Origin of the sequence: Methanofollis sp. W23, assembly GCF_017875325.1 — an archaeon.
Taxonomy (GTDB): domain Archaea; phylum Halobacteriota; class Methanomicrobia; order Methanomicrobiales; family Methanofollaceae; genus Methanofollis.
The window spans coordinates 1,573,356-1,589,885 of the sequence record NZ_JAGGMN010000001.1; the positions used below are offsets into that span (position 1 = coordinate 1,573,356).

Annotated in this window: 6 protein-coding genes; 5 read left to right on the plus strand and 1 reads right to left on the minus strand. The window is 60.0% G+C overall.

Going from position 1 to position 16,530, the window contains the following annotated elements; translation table 11 throughout:
- The first annotated feature begins 1 nt into the window (after position 1).
- A complete protein-coding gene (gene leuS, locus J2129_RS06735) occupies positions 2-2,794 on the plus strand; it encodes a leucine--tRNA ligase (protein ID WP_209630133.1) in 2,793 nt (930 codons plus the stop codon).
- A gap of 827 nt (positions 2,795-3,621) precedes the next feature.
- Here leuS and J2129_RS06740 read toward each other — a convergent pair.
- Entirely contained in the window at positions 3,622-4,335 is a 714-nt protein-coding gene (locus J2129_RS06740; RefSeq protein WP_209630134.1) for a DNA alkylation repair protein, read from the minus strand.
- Between the two features lie 1,150 nt (positions 4,336-5,485).
- On the opposite strand from J2129_RS06740, the gene J2129_RS06745 reads away from it, so the two are divergent.
- From J2129_RS06745 to J2129_RS06760, 4 genes are all read left to right on the plus strand, one after another.
- Positions 5,486-9,583 (plus strand): NosD domain-containing protein, encoded by a 4,098-nt coding sequence (locus J2129_RS06745; RefSeq protein ID WP_209630135.1) that lies wholly within the window; start codon positions 5,486-5,488, stop codon positions 9,581-9,583.
- 350 nt (positions 9,584-9,933) lie between these two features.
- Positions 9,934-11,115, plus strand: coding sequence for a hypothetical protein (locus tag J2129_RS06750; protein ID WP_209630136.1), 1,182 nt, complete (start codon positions 9,934-9,936; stop codon positions 11,113-11,115).
- 35 nt (positions 11,116-11,150) lie between these two features.
- Positions 11,151-14,798, plus strand: a complete 3,648-nt coding sequence (locus J2129_RS06755) for a NosD domain-containing protein (protein ID WP_209630137.1) — start codon at positions 11,151-11,153, stop codon at positions 14,796-14,798.
- Between the two features lie 17 nt (positions 14,799-14,815).
- The gene (locus tag J2129_RS06760; protein WP_209630138.1) at positions 14,816-15,859 is read left to right on the plus strand and encodes a hypothetical protein; all 1,044 of its coding nucleotides are present in this window, start codon (positions 14,816-14,818) and stop codon (positions 15,857-15,859) included.
- The last annotated feature ends 671 nt before the right edge of the window (positions 15,860-16,530 follow it).

Here is a 16,530-nt window from a genome sequence, read left to right on the forward strand (position 1 = left end):
CGTGGCAGAATGGGACATACAGAAACTGGAAGAGAAGTATCGCGATACCTGGCCGGCGATGTTTGAGGCCGACCCCGACGAGAGGGAGAAGTTCTACCTGAATGTCGCCTTCCCGTACCCGAGCGGGGCGATGCATGTCGGGCATGGCCGGACCTATATCGTGCCCGACGTGATCGCACGCTTCTGGAGGATGCAGGACAAGAATGTCCTCTTCCCGATGGCGTTCCATGTGACGGGAACCCCGGTGATCGGGATCTCCAGCCGGATCGCGAAGGGCGATCCCGAGACGGTGCGGTTGTACCGCGACCTCTACCGGGTGCCTGAGGACGTGCTGGCACGGTTCGGCGACCCCATGACGATCGTCCAGTACTTTGCCAGGGACTATGAGCGGATCATGCACCGGTGCGGGCTCTCCATCGACTGGCGGCGGCGGTTCATCACGGTGAACCCGCAGTACTCGAAGTACATCGAGTGGCAGTACGCCCATCTCAAGGAGGGCGAGCATGTGGTCAAGGGGGTCCACCCGGTGAAGTACTGCCCGTCCTGTGACAACCCGGTCGGCGACCACGACCTTCTCGAGGGCGAGAAGGCCGAGATCATGAAGTTCACCCTCATCCTCTTCGAGTGGCAGGGGGCGAAGATCCCGTGCGCCACGCTCAGGCCCGAGACGATCTATGGGGTCACGAACCTCTGGGCCAACCCGGAGGTGACCTACCTGCGGGCAGAGGTCGACGGCGAGGCATGGATCCTCTCGCGCGAGGCGGCGTACAAACTGGAGATGCAGGACCACACGGTCGAGGTGACCGGCGAGGTCTCGGGCGCGGAGATCGTGGGGTCGAAGGCTTCGCACCCGCTCTGCGGCGAGGTGCCGGTCCTGCCGGCGGCCTTTGTGGACCCTGACGTGGGGTCTGGATTGGTGATGTCGGTGCCGGCCCACGCGCCTTTCGACTATATCGCGCTGCGCGATCTCCAGGAGCAGGGGGAGTTCACCGGGGTCACGCCGGTGGCGATCATCACCTCAGAGGGCTACGGCGACATCCCGGCAAAGGACGCCATCGAGCGGGCCGGGATCACCCACCAGCTCGACCCACGGATGGACGAGGTGACCCGCGAAGTCTATGGCGCCGAACTGCTCCATGGCACGCTCCTCGCAAACTGTGGGGACCAGGCGGGCAAACCGGTGAAGCAGGCCCGCGACGATGTGGCCGCCCTCATGCTCGAAGACTATGGCTCGAAGGTGATGTTCGAGTTCGATACCCAGAACGTGGTCTGCCGGTGCGGCGGGCGGGTGTACGTGAAGATCCTCCATGACCAGTGGTTCCTCCAGTACTCTGACCCGGCATGGAAGGCCCAGGTGCACGAGCAGATCGACGAGATGAAGATCGTGCCCCAGGAGGTCCGCGCCGAGTTCGACAGGACGGTGGACTGGCTCAAGGACTGGGCCTGCACCCGCCGGGTGGGCCTGGGAACAAAGCTCCCGTGGGACCAGAACTGGATCATCGAGCCGCTCTCAGACTCGACGCTGTACATGGCGTTCTACACGATCGCCCACCACATCAAAAAGATCGAGCCGGAGAAACTCACGCCTGAGGTCTATGACTATATCATCTATGGGACCGGGAATCCGACGACGGTGCCAAGAGAGACGCTTGATGCGATCAGGGCCGAGTTCCTGTACTGGTATCCCTACGACTACCGGTTCTCGGCAAAAGACCTCATCTCCAACCACCTCACCTTCCAGCTCTTCCACCACCGTGCGGTGATGGAGGAGGACAAGCAGCCGCAGGGGATGGTCATCTTCGGGATGGGGCTCCTGAATGGGGCGAAGATGTCCTCGTCCAAGGGGAATGTGGTGCTCCTGGACGATGCCCTCAACGAGTTCGGGCCTGACACGGTGCGGATGTTCCTGGTGGGTTCGGCCGAGCCCTGGCAGGACTTCGACTGGCGTAATGAACTGGTCATCGGTGCAAAGAAGCAGATCGAGCGGTTCTGGAATACGGTCTCTGAGGGGATCGCCGTCGAGGAGAACGACGGGCGCGAGATCGATGGGTGGCTTATCTCAAGGCTCCAGCACCGGATCGAGCACACCACGCTAGCGCTGCAGAACTTCCAGACGCGGCAGGCATTGCAGGAGGCGTTCTTCGGGATCGAGGCCGACCTGAAGTGGTACCGTCGGCGTCTGCCGACGATCGCCCCGGGGTCGGCGGCGATAAAGGAGCTCTGCTCGGTCTGGGTGCGGTTGCTCGCCCCGGTGGTCCCGTACACCTCAGAGGAACTCTGGCACCAACTCGGGCACGAGGAGTCGGTGGCCTTTGCCCGGTGGCCGGTGGCGGATGCCGCAAAGATCGACGAGAAGACCGAACTGGCCGAGGAGTTCCTGGCGAGGACGGTGGAGGACATCGAGTCGATTGTGCGGATCATCCAGATGGAGCCGCGTGCGGTGAACCTGTACGTGGCCCCGGCATGGAAGCGGCAGGTCTTCTCGATCATCGCAGGCGCCGCGGACCCCAAGAAGGCGATCACACTGGTGATGGCAGACAAGGACCTGCGCAGCAGGGGCAAGGCGGCGGCCGATGCGGCCAAGCAGGTGACGAAGTTCATCCACCGCCTGCCCCCTGAACTGGTCGAGACCATCGCCGCCCATGACCTCGACGAGGTGGCGGTCCTCACCGCGGCAAAGGAGTTCCTGGAGCGCGAGGTCAAGGTCCCGGTCAGGATCCTGGAGGCCGAGGGGAGCGGCGAGATGAAGGCCGACGCCGCTCTGCCGTTCAAGCCGGCGATCGTCATCGAATAATTTTTATTTGGCCGGGGGCTCGCCGCCCCCCGCTCCCCCCCACATGATAGAGCGGGGACTGCAACCCCCTCTTCATGGTCGTCTATTGTGCCTTCCCGGTCCTATCTTCGTCCCTGGGGTCCGGGCGGCACTCGCCTCCGGCGCGAGCATGAAGGAAGGCGATTCGGTCACGCTCGCACCTGGAAGAGGGGAGGGATTCTGCACAGCCCCTCTCTGCACATCCGGGGTTTCTGAAAATCCACCCCTGATCCAGGCTTCTCTTCCTCCCTTTTCAGGGGCGTACTCTTGGTCCATGGCGTTTTGTATTACTATGGATCATATGTTCCTCCTGTGGGCCTTGTGGGGGGCGGTTTCCCCCTCGCGTTGGAGAAAATACCGGCATTCCGCCAGGATCTGAAATGGAGCCTGATCCGGCCCTGGATCAGAGGGTCAGTCCCGGGATCTGGGGACGATATGGCCGTATTTGGGGGGGGGGTCGGCGGGGAGAGACCAGGACCCAAGGGTGAGGGGAAGGCACGTCGTTTAGAGGTGCCACTCCATGGACCCCCCACGTGAAGATAGGTCGTGGACGGCATTAATCCTCTTCATGGCTCTCAATTCTGCCTTCCCGGTCCACTCTTCGTCACAGGGGGCCGGGGGAGCCGCACCCCGAGCATGAAGACGAAAAAAGACGTGATGATCGGATGTGCCGCCCTCATTGGAGAATTTACACCATTCTCTCGCGCCGGGGGACAGCGACCAATACATCTTCCCTGCCACAAGAAATGTTACCAGATCTCCTCACGCACCCCACGCGTCATCTCATACCCCCGCCAGACCCTCTCCCGTCACCAGTCCTTCTTCATCGCCGCCGCCCTCATCTCTTCTGGCATCAGTTCGATCGCATACCGCAGCGCCGTGCGCGGCATCCCCTTCTTGTGCTCCATCACATATGCAAAAATTTCCTGCCTATGCGCTCTGCTCGCTTCCTTGAGGAGCCAGCCATAGCCCTTCTGCACCAGGTCGTCTTTATCGGTGAGGAGGAGGTCGGCGATCGCGATCGCCTCGTCCAGGAATTTTCCGCGTCGCGCCGGCATGGTCAACGAGACCGCGGCGCCCCTCCGCATCCAGCGGTTCTCAGACTGCGTCCAGCATTTGAGTTCATCGAGATACTCGGGGTATTCCTGGATGAAGTCGCCCACCGCATGGGTGCAGAGCCCGTCGCACTCGGCCCAGTTCGAGATGTAGGTCTCGATCCAGTGCCTGAAGACGGCGAGGTCTCCGGGTTCGTAGCGGTCATTCAGGAGGTGCGCCCACTTCGAGACGATGAACGCCTCCTCCATATATCCCGAGCGGTAGAGTTCCTCGCAGAGGCCGAAGATCTCGGGTTTGTCACGGGCCTTGATCTCCTTCCAGTATTTTTTTGCGATCACGTGGACTGCCGAGGTCTTGAGGCCATAGCAGACGACCTCCTCCCTGAAGAACCGTCCCGAGTTCTTCTGGACCGCGGGGTCTGCCTGTTCCCGCAGTTCCTCGCGGATCTGTGTGATGACCGGGTCCATGAGGAGTGCTTGGGGGCGGAAACAATAAGAGTTGTGAAAAGACCGTCAGGGCGGGGGAGACGAGAAGGTCTGGTGATCTTCACTTCCCATTCTGGATGGACTCTCCTGTAGGGTTGGAGACATACCAGGGGACTGGCACGTCCAGGCGAAGGTGCGGCATGGACTTCAGGGTCAAAAAACGGCCCTGTAGAAACCCGTACCAATTCTCGGTGCGAGGGCGATTCAACCGCCTTCCCCTATCTTTTCGCCGGGGGCGCGTGCCCCCCTGACCCCAGGGATGAAGATCGGGCCGGGAAGGCACACTCAATCGCCATGAAGAGCGTAATGCCGTCCACCACCTCTCGAATCGCACGCGGGGGACCGGGGGGGCGGCGGCCAAGCCCCCAGCCAGAGATACCTGTCCAGAGGATCTCTACAGAACCCGAATTTCAGAGAATATGGTTCAGGCAGGGAAAGCAGAGAGATGGCCATGAAGAAGAAGGTACAATCCGCCGCCCGTCTTCACATGAGGGTGCCCCGGAGAGATCATCAAGAACATTTCTACAATGCCGCGACACAGAAATCTTCCCTCTCTCCAGAGGAGAGTGTGCATCTCCCCCTCCCCTCATCTTCACGCCCGGGGCGCGGCCCCCGGATCCCCTGAGATGGAAAAAATCGTGTAGGAAAGGCAGAGTCGAAGTTCTCGAAGGAGAGTGCGCCGTCCTGTGCCTGTCTTCGAAGCCGACCATCCTCCCACAGAGACCTATCAGGAATCCTTCTCCAGAGCCGAGTATACAGACCTCCCGCCGAGCTATCAGAGCGCATCCAGAATATCTGGCCACAATACCTGACATGATGAAATCCCTCTCTAAAAAATAGAGAATACCGTTCTTTCATTGATATTGCCGCCCCACCAGAGAGAACCACGCAATCAAGCCCCATTTCACAGACCAAACTCCATATTTCGTCGTATTCTTGCGTCGCACCGGGTCCGGGAAATTCATACAATCTGTTTAACATATTTGACCGAAAAATCAAAATCCATTTATATTGTCCATCGAGAGATGGTATCGATCTATAATTTACAGGACGAAATCACATGAAATCGAAAAAAGATCGACCATATACATTATCACATTCTTCTCATCCAGAACAGTGGATAAAACCGGGATTGTTTCTCCTTGTGCTCCTCCTTGCCGGTCTCCTCCTCGCGGCGCCGGTCTCGGCGGCGTCCGAGATATTCCAGACGACCGAGGTGACGGTCGTCAAACTGGCCGAGGACGGGGAGACCGTGCTTGACGAGCGGACCGTGAACTACACCTGGATGGAGGAGAACCTCCCGGTGGTCGGGGACGGCGTGACGCATTATTATATGCAGGGGATAACATGCGACCTGGATAATCTCTGGGACCCTGAAGAAAAGGAAAATATCGTGGATTACCATGCCATGCGGGGCACCGACGTTCGCGACCTCTGCAACCTGGTCGGCGGGATGGGGCCTGATGATATCATCTATATCTACCCGAACGACAACTACGGAGCGGCGAGGCACCCGTACAAGAACGTCTATTACACCGACACCGAGCACGGGGGCAACCCCGAGCAGGGGCCGCTGGTCCTGACCTGGTGGCGGCCAGACGACGGGTATGTGCCTGATTATCAGAGCGGGATGCGCACCTTCTTCTTTGCGACCACGACAAACGCGGATGGGCAGTACGTCTTTGGGAACGACGATATGCGCCGGTTCCTGGACAAGGAGTACTGGACCTTTTATGAGGAATTTCCGTGCTCAAAGTCACAGTGCCAGAAGTACGTGAAGAAAATCGAGATCAAGAGCCATGAGCCGGCACCCCTCTTCCCGATCACCGTCGAGGCCAACCAGACCACCGGTTACTTCCCCCTGACCGTGCAGTTCACCGGCACGACCGAGGCAAAGTCGCCGAAGGCCTGGCACTGGGACTTCGGCGACGGGACGTCTGCAGACGGGCAGAACCTAACCCACACCTATGAGGAGGCCGGGCTCTTCGATGTGAGCCTCACGGTCACGGCCGCAGACGGGACGGCGACAAAGACCCGCCACCAGTTCATCGCGGCGCAGGAGCGACCCGTTGCGACGACTCTGGACGTCTTCCCTCCTGAGGCGACGGTGCTCATCGACGGGACACAGGTCTTCACGGCGATGGTCCGCGACCAGAAGGGACGCGTGATGAAGGACGTCGCGGTCGAGTGGTCGAGTTCCAACACCGCCGTCGGGACGATCGACGACGGGGTCTTTACGGCCCTGGCCGAGGGGACGACAATAGTCACCGCCTCGGCCGCCGGGATCAGCGGGACGGCCGAGGTCAGCGTGGTCCCAGTCCCGCCCGAACCAAAGACCTGGTACGTGGACGACGACGGTCCGGCGAACTTCACGTCCATCCAGGAGGCCGTCTATGCCTGCAACCCCGGCGACACGGTCGTGGTGAAGGACGGCGAGTACACCGAGAACGTGGTGGTGGACCGGGCGATCGTGCTCAGGTCGGAGAACGGTCCTGAGACGACGGTCGTGACGGCAAAAAGTGTTGTAAAGCCCCCGATCATGGTGACCGGGAACAATGCAACGGTCAGCGGCATGACGGTCCAGCAGACCGGCAACCCGGCGGCAGGGATCGGGCTTGAAGGGGCGGAGAATTGTACGGTGGAAGGGAATGTCGCCACCGGATGTTACCGCGGGATCCACCTGAACTCCTCAGCGTCCTGCACGCTCAGAGGAAATCATGTCACCAGTATCGATGAGGAGGGGATTGTCCTCTCTTCGTCCTCAGAGAACACCATCGTCGACAACAACGTAAAGTGGCTCGAGATCATCTCATCGAACACCAACACCATTACTAACAACACCGTCGAGGGCGGGACATTCGGGATCTGGATGACGTCCTCAGACAACTGTACGATCACGCACAATCAGATATCAAAAATGTATAACCCCATCTTTCTCAAATCTTCATCCAACAACACGATCTCCAGAAATACCCTCAAAGGAGATTGTGGTTTCACCTTTGAAGCAAAAACAGCCGACAACGAGATCTATCTCAACACTGTACTCTGCGGGGAGGGGCTGAACTACCACTACTCCGCAATGTACCCGAACTCCTGGAACTCCACTGTTCCTCTCGACTACTCCTACAACAATACCGATCAGAAAGGATATCTGGGCAACTACTGGAACTGTGCTCAGCCTGATGCGGACCTGAATGGGATCGGAGACATTCCACACAAAATGGGCTATCGAGAGGTCTACGACCCCTACCCGCTCGTCGCCCCGGCCGAGAACTACAAGATCCTCCCACCGATGCAGACGATCGTCCACGGCCCGTACATCACCGGCACCACCGGGACTGAGACGACGATCAACTGGCGGACCGACGTCCCGACGACCGGGCGGGTGGACTATGCCCCGACGGCGGCGTACTCGGACAGGAACTACACCCTGAGCGTCACCGACGGAGAGGAGACCTGTCTCCACCATGTCAGCCTCACCGACCTCAAACCTGGGACGACCTATCATTACCAGGTGACGGCCGGGCGGAATATGACGCAGGACTTCACCTTCGAGACCTTCCCTGAGGCAGGGGAGACGTTCACCTTCATCACCTACGGCGACTCGCAGGAGCAGAAGCCCTACTACACACAACTGGAGATGCACAAACTCGTTGCGGACAGGATCGCAGAGGAGGAGGAGGACGCCCTCTTCATCCTCCACCTCGGCGATGTGGTGAGCCAGGCGGACGACCCCACCGAGTGGGACCGGTTCTTTGCATCGGCAAAGCCGATGCTTGCGAACACCACGCTGTACACAGTCCTCGGCAACCATGAGGAGGACTATAAGGACCTCGCCGACACGACCTTCGCCCTGCCTCAGTGGTACTCCTTCGACTGCGGCGACCTCCATGTGGTGGTGCTGGACTCCACCGGCATGAAGGGCAGCGAGATGGCCGAACAGACCAAATGGCTCAAGGACGACCTCAAGGATGACAAGGCCCGCTGGACGGTCGGCGCCTTCCACCACCCGCCGTACAACTCGGGCGGACACCATGCGAGCGGGTGGCCAGACACCGAGTGGCAGGAGGTTTTCAAGGAGAAGGAGACGGCCGCCATCTTCAACGGCCATGTCCATTCATACCAGCGCCATGCGGACAATGGCACGCAGTTCCTCACCGTGGCGACCGGCGGGGGGATGCAGTACGAACTCAACGAGGAGAAGGAACCTGAGTACCAGGCAGGGATGGAATATATCCTGGGCTATGAGCGGGTGACGGTGGACCCGGTGAACGCCACGGTGACGATGGAGTTCGTGCCGGTGGCCGACATCACAGATGGCGGCAAGAAAGTCGGCGGCATCCGCCCGCCAGGCGAGATCTTCGACCGGGTAGTGATCGGCGGGGCCGGCGGGGTCGACCTGGCGCCGGTGACGATCACGACCGATGGCCCGGCGGTGGCCGGGGAGAATGCCACGGTGGTCGTGACGGTCAAGAACATCGGCGGGACCGAGGCGGGGGACTTTGCGGTCAACCTCACCGTCGATGACGCACCTCTCGGGGAGCAGGAGGCCGAGAGTCTTCCTGCCGGCGCGACAGCGACCTTCGCCTTCGCCTGGGCACCCACGGAATCAGGGCCTCATACTTTCGTGGCCATGGTCGAGGGGCCACCAGGCGAGTACGAGCGCGAGAACAATGTGATGGAAAAGCAGCTCTATGTCCTCTCGCCAGGCGAGGGCCCGGCCTTCAAAGAAGGGGTGGTCGAACTCGCCCCTGGCTGGAACCTTGTCTCGGTCCCGAAGCGACTGGCGCCAGACAATGACACGGCCCTGATCTTCTCAGAGGTCGACTCGGCCGGGCACTCGCTCTGCATCTTCGATGCCGGGACGCAGTGCTGGCAGGCCATCGGCCCAGACGACAAGGTCACGCCTCTCACCGGGGTGCTTGTCTATGCCGAGGATGCGGCCGCCGTGCCCCTCACCTTCGACGCCGACCCCGTTCATGCGCCGCCGGCAAAATCTCTCTCCAGGGGCTGGAACTTTGTCGGTGCGGCCGGGACCGATCCAGAACCTGCCGCCCTCGCCCTCGTCTCGGCTGAGGGGCAGTGGGAGCAGTGCACCGGCTACGACGCCCTGCGCCAGGTCTACGAGGCGCCGGTGACCGCCGACCTCCCTGACCACGCCCTCTTCCCTGGCCGCGGCTACTGGCTCGGCATGAACGAGAACGGCACCCTCGCGGGGACCGCACTCTGAGCGCACCCGATATGATCGGTAGCGCAGAATACAAATCTGTTTATTTTTTTCGTTGTTCACGATATAATGGCCAGATGATTGAAACAGAGCATATCCCCCAATGAATGCTCTCCTTTTCCAATAATGCCGACACTTCAGAGAGAATAATCGACTTTATACAAGGAATTTCGAGATTCGATGCCCTCAAACCGGCACATCCAGGTCAACGACGTAAAGGTAATTTGGTTAATATATTTTACACATCCATGAAAAGAGATTTATAGCCCGCCCGATCGAGTATTCATTGTCGCTGATGCGACAGGTAAGAAATTATGAACTCCATTAGAATCCGTCTTACAAAAAGAACCCCCATGGCATTGCTCTGTCTATGCATTGCCATCGCATTGCTGGTCGTACCGGCGGCGGCGGGGACGACAAATGTCACCGTGACCCGGTACTGCGACAACAACTATGCTGTCGTCGACATCTCGAACAACTTCACGTACCAGGAACTCATGACCATCGGCGAGTACCAGAGCAACGGCGAGGTCATCATGCAGGGCCTGGTCACCTACGATGACTGGGTCGACGCTGGTATGGACCCGGCCGAGTTCTACACCGAAGAGAACTCAGGATGGGACCCCACTGAGAGCGTCCGCCTCAGTTACTACGGCGCCCACAACGGCACCCTGGTCGAGGACATCGTCGAAGAGATCGGCGGCATGCCCGACGGCTCAGAACTTGAAGTCGCCGACTCGACCTATCCAAGGGCGACCAGACACTTCAGCAAGACCAATGTCTACACCCCCACCACTGGCCAGGGCGAGATGGTCCTCTGCTGGTGGGACTCTGAGTACGGCTTTGCCGACACCTGGAAGAAAGGCATGCGGCTCTTCTTCTACACCCCAGATGACCTCAAACTCAGCAACATGGACATGAAGGAAGTCTTCGCCCCATGGTATTACCAGTTCTCCACCGACAAGAACAACGAGTCCTTCTCCGGTCCGTCGGCAAAGGGCCTCTCGGTTCAGACCGTCGACACCATCAACATCTACCCCCCGCACCGCTATGACTTCGCCACCGGCGGCGACACCGTCAAGTACGCGTACGAGGGCGGCGTGACCGGCCTGCCGACCGCCAACGATGTGCCGAGCGCTACCACTGTCGACACCTCGAAGATCGCCGCCAATGACAGCGTCTATGAGCAGACCGCCAGTGAAGTCAACGGCGAGTACGCCGCCCAGCGCTTCGTCTTCAACGTCACCGAGAGTGCGAGCAACATCGAGAAGCTCGCCTTCACCTGGGACGGCACCAGCAGCCACGACAACCCCAACGCAGACCAGGGCGCCACCACCTACATCTGGAAGAACGGCACCGGTTACGAGACCCTCTCCGGCGACATCACCTCAAACATCGGTGACTACGTCGTCAATGGGAATGTCACGGTGCTCGTGAAGCAGAACACGGCGCAGTTCGAGGACGAAGACGAGAATACATTCCTTTCTCTTCTATCAACCGACTACGTTAAGCTCGTGGTGACCCACCACCACTAATCAACCCTTTTTTTCTTTTCACTATGGTGATTTTCATGAAAAAATCGATTGGAATTTTCTGTCTTATTCTGCTTGCTCTCCTCATCGCACCGGCGGCGGCGACGACTCTCTATGTCGACGACGACGGTGGCGAGGGAGTCTACACCACCATCCAGGGAGCGCTCGACGCCGCCGCAGAAGGCGACACGATCATTATCAGAGCTGGAACCTATTCTCATTTTCAGACTGATAAGCCATACCTCACCATCTCAGGTGAAGGGGCTGATCTCGTCACGGTCGATTTAAATGGAGTTAGCCTCGAGATCAGAGGAACAGAAACAACACTCGAAGGACTTACGATCCTCAAAGCCTCTATGCTGTGGGTATATGGTCAAGATTGCATTATCAGAGACTGTGTCTTTGACGCGATGACAGGATCAAATGCCATAGATATTCGTGCGTCGAATTGTACGGTTGTAAACAACAAAATCCAAGATCTAAAATCAGATAGCACAGGAATCAATGTAAAAGGCGTATCCCCCACGATCGTCAACAACACCTTCGTCAACTTCCCAGGAAGACACAGTGCCCTATATCTCAGAACAGAAGCTGCAAACGCGACCGTCGAAGACAACGTCTTCGAGAACTGCACATGTCCTTACACCACGACTCTCCAATATGCGACAGGTTGCACCATCACCAACAACACCTTCAAGGACAACACGGGTGACGCGATCAGAATCTGGAAAGCAGAAGCAACCAACAACACCATCACCAGAAACACCTTCATACGAAACGGCGGCATCATCTACTGGAGAGAGGCAGGCGACAACAACAGGATCTTCCTCAACACCTTCACTGACAATAAAGGAGCCTTCACCATTCACGACGGCACCGTCGCCCCCACCCTCACCCACTGGAACTCCACCGCCCCCCTCACCTACACCTACGATGGCACCACCCACACCGGCTACCTCGGCAACTCCTGGTCCGACTACGAGGACATCGACGAGGACGGCGACGGCGTCATCGACACCCAGTACGACCTCCCAGACGGCCTGGGCACCGATTACGCCCCGCTGACCGCAGCAGGCGAGAAGTATAACGTCCTCGTCCCGCAGACGCGGTACGTCGACGACGACGGCGGGGACGGCGTCTACACCACCATTCAGGAGGCAGTGGACGCCGCAGAGTTCGTCGACACCATCGTCGTCAGGAACGGCACCTACACCGAGAACGTGCTCGTCGACAAGGGCCTGACCATCAGGGCCGAGAACGGGACAGAGGCCGTGACCGTCACCGCCGCCTCCCCTGAGAAACCGGTCTTCGACCTCAAGGCTGACGGCATCACCGTCGAAGGCTTCTCAGTCCGCGGCCCGACGAACGAACATGTCGCCGGCATCGAGAGCGTCGGCTACGACGACTGCCGCATCATCGGCAACGACTGCGGCGGGGCCTGCTACAACGGCATCCACCTCGGCGGCGACGCCACCGGCACCCTCATCGAGGCAAACACCTGCCATGACAACACCCGCCGGGGCATCAGCCTCAGGGACGACGTCACCGGCACCACGGTGTACAACAACACCTGCTGGAACAACGCAGACGACGAACTCTGCGTCAAGGACCAAGCCGCCGACAACGTCATCTGGGCCAACGCCTTCTTCGGCACCGTCGAGTGCCTCAACGTCAACACCTACCACTCGCCCGACGAGGTGACCTACACCTATGACGGCACCGACCACACCGGCTATGTCGGCAACTACTACAGTGGCTACGAGGGCATCGACGAGGACAACAACGGCATCGGCGACGATCCGATGTCTTTCGGCGACTACAAGGATGAGTACCCAATGATGGGCATCTGGCAGGGCGATGCGATCGCAACACCAGAGCCGATCCTCACCACCGTCTCCATCGAACCCGAGACCTTCGAGGCCGAGACCGGGGAGACCTGGCAGTTCAACGCCACCGGCCTCAACTGGGACGGCACCGAGATCCCCGGACCCCTCGTCTTCACATGGGCGAGCAGCGAGCCTGACGTCGGCACCGTGAACGAGACCGGATGGTTCGAGGCCGTCGCACCGGGCACCGCCACCCTCACCGCCGCATGCGACGGGGTCGAAGGCACCGCCCAGGTCACCGTCGTCGCCCCAGACTCCCTCCCCTCCATCGAGATCATCAGGTACGCCCCTGACGGCATCACCGTCGAGGAGAAAAAGAGCGTCACCATCAGGTGGATGCAGCGCCACCTCCCGGTGCTCGGCGGGGAGAACGGCACCGAACTCCACTTCCAGAGCATCACCCTCGACGAGGACGACCTCTGGAACCCTGAAGAGACCATCAACCTCGACAAGATCAACAACACTGTGAAAGGCACGGCCCTTGCCGACCTCTGCGACCTCGTCGGAGGGGTCTACGAAGGCGGCGAGATCCAGTTCACCGGCAGAGACAAATTCCCCGGAAAACTTCCATCCTCCGCAGTCCTCGCCCCCCACGAACGCCAGGGCCCGGCCATGATCGCATGGTGGGACGCCGAAGACGGCGAGTACCCCGAATGGAGCGAAGGCCCGCAGCTCTTCTTCTTCACTCCAGACAGGGTCTTCGGCAACGACGACATGCGAGTCTGTTTCGACGAGGCCTACCACCACTACTGGATGAAGTGGCCCTCTGCCGCAGGCATGTCAGTCAAGAAGATCGCCACCATCAAGATCGTCCCCGAACCCAGGGAAGACTGGAACCTCGACCTCTCAGGTGCAGTCGTCAGGACCATCGACCGCTCCTACTATGAGCAGGCCGTCAGTTGCTCCGCCGCCAAACACGGCGCGACCTGGACCGACGACGGCAAGACCTGGTCAGGCGTACCCCTCTGGCTCCTCTGCGGATGGGTCGACGACGCCGACCAGCACGCCCCATTCCGCGACGACCTCGCCGACGCAGGCTACACCGTCGTCCTCACTGACTACGGGGATGACGGCATCGCTGGCACCGAAGACGACCGCGCCGTCGAGTTCGCCAGCGCCGAGGTGAAGAAGAACAACAACATCATCCTTGCCAACGAGATCAACCAGTGGCCGCTCGAAGAGGGCGACTGGCCGCTCAAACTCGTCGGTGACGACGTGCCGGCCGAGAAGCGGCTTGGCAGCGTCGACGCGATCAGGCTCGACGGCCTCACCGGCAGCGACGAGGGCATGGCTCTCACGCTCCACAGGGGCTGGAACTTTGTCTCGGTCCCGCGGACCCTCGCGCCAGGCAACGACACCGCAGAGATCTTCGCAGGTATCGACTCGGCAGGCCACTCGATCCTCACCTTCGACGCCGCCACCGGACTCTGGAAGACCCTTGGCAAGAACGACACGGTCAGACCTCTCGACGGCATCTGGATCTATGCCACCCAGAGCACCAGCACCCAGCTCATCTTCGACCCGGCCAAACCAGAGACCCCGCCGACCAAACGGCTTACCGAAGGCTGGAACGCCATCGGCTACTCTGACACCAATCCAGAACCGACCAGAGACGCCCTCGCCTCGGTCAAAGATACCTGGGCCATCCTCATCGGCTACGACGCCGAGAGTCAGGCATATGAACACTCGGCCATCAACGGCGCCGTCGGAAGCCACACCGACACCCTCCCGATGATTCCAGGGAAGGGTTACTGGCTGTATGTCCGTGCGGACGGCACCCTGGCGGCCATCAGCACCTAATTTTTTGAGGTAGATCCATGACGAACACAACAAAAGTATCCATCGTTCTCATCCTCTCCCTCGCCCTTGTCGCAGGCGTCATGGCGGCAGAAGAGGTGCCGCAGATGCCAGACGAGTACAAAGGCAAGGTCACCATCGACGGCAAACTGGCCCCTGCGGGCACCACCATCACCGCCCTCATCGACGGCGAGGTGCGCGGCACCCTGACCGTCGATAAGGAAGGCACCTTCGGCGGCAACAAAAACATCGACCAGAACCTGGCAGTCACCGGGTATGCCGACGACAAAGGCAAGACCGTCTCCTTCACGGTGAACGGGAAACCTGCCGGGCATGCCACCACCTTCAGGCCCGGCGAGGTGCACGCCATTGCCCTGACGGCAAAGGGCGATGAGAGTTCTCCAGGAGGCCCGAGCAGCCCTGGAGGAAGAGGTGGGGGGAGATCGGCCGCGGAAACCCTCGCTCCTGACCTCAGGGCAGGGGCCGTCACCGTCAACACCACCCTGACCGTCACCGCCGACGACCGCACCGCCTGTCTCACCGTCCTCGAAGGCACCAGGGTCAGCAGCGACACCCCTGACCCGCTCGACGCGATCACCATCACCCCACTTACGGCAGGCGACCTGCCCGAGATCCCGGCGGACGCGACCTTCACCTTCGCCGGACTTGCGGTCGAGTGCGGGCCAGAAGGGACCGCCTTCGACCCACCGGCCTCGCTCACCTTCACCGTCCCGGCAGAGACCTGGGCAGACCTCGACCCTGACCGCCTTGTCGTGAAATGGTACGACCCCGCCGCAGGGAGATGGGTGGACCTTGAGACCACCGTCGACCCTGAGACCATGACCATCACCGCCGAGGTCTCGCACTTCAGCACCTTCGCCCTCTTCACCGAGGCCCCGACTGCCGGCAACGCCGACCTTCCAGGCGCCAGGGTCACCGACCAGACCGGGAAAGATGCCAGCGGCGGCGAAGGCACAGACTGGACCATCCCGGTCATCGGGATCGTCCTGGTCCTGGTCGTCGCTGCGGGCGCCGGACTCTATCTGAAGAAGAAAAAAGAATAAACGGCTGTGTAGAATTCCTCTAGATAGCCATCTCGGCGGGGGGCTCGCCGCCCCCCGAACCCCCCCGTCCAGGATAGGCGGGGAACGGCAATCCCCTCTTCATGATCATTGTTTGTGCCTTCCCACCCCTATCTTCATCCCGGGAGTCCGAGCGGCACTCGTCCCCGGCACAGTGGTGTGGGAAGGCATGAACGCATGGGTGCGCAACGAAGAGGAGAGGATATTTCCACCACATCCATCGCTATCTCCTGAGAGGGAGAGAGTTGGAGACTTTTGGGATATGCTCTCTGTCAAAAGTATGAGAATTTCAGTTCTGTAGAAACCCTTGCCAATTCTTAGAATATGCCTGACAGAATCGCCTTCACTTATACTCACGCCGGGGGCGCGTGCCGCCCGCATCATCGGGATGAAGATGAATTCCAGAAGGCAGAATCGTTGGACCTGAAGAGGGGTTGTCCGTCCTTTCTCGGCCTTCCAGGTCCACTCCTCGTCCTCGAGGCCAGGTGAAAACAAACAAAAACGAGTCCGAAACCCTGGCACGATCGATAGAGAGGGAAATTGATGCACACGCTCTCCTGAAGGGAATATGGATCTCTCCAGGGTCAAAAAAACAGAACCGCTCACACTCTGCGGCGATCGCCCCCTGAGATGAGGGAAAAAAAGAATAAACG

What these genes read in the sequence shown, in the direction of transcription:
- J2129_RS06740 (WP_209630134.1), bottom strand. Translation starts at nt 4,335, where the DNA reads ATGGACCCGGTCATCACACAGATCCGCGAGGAACTGCGGGAACAGGCA.
- J2129_RS06755 (WP_209630137.1), top strand. Translation starts at nt 11,151, where the DNA reads ATGAAAAAATCGATTGGAATTTTCTGTCTTATTCTGCTTGCTCTCCTC.
- J2129_RS06760 (WP_209630138.1), top strand. Translation starts at nt 14,816, where the DNA reads ATGACGAACACAACAAAAGTATCCATCGTTCTCATCCTCTCCCTCGCC.
- J2129_RS06750 (WP_209630136.1), top strand. Translation starts at nt 9,934, where the DNA reads ATGGCATTGCTCTGTCTATGCATTGCCATCGCATTGCTGGTCGTACCG.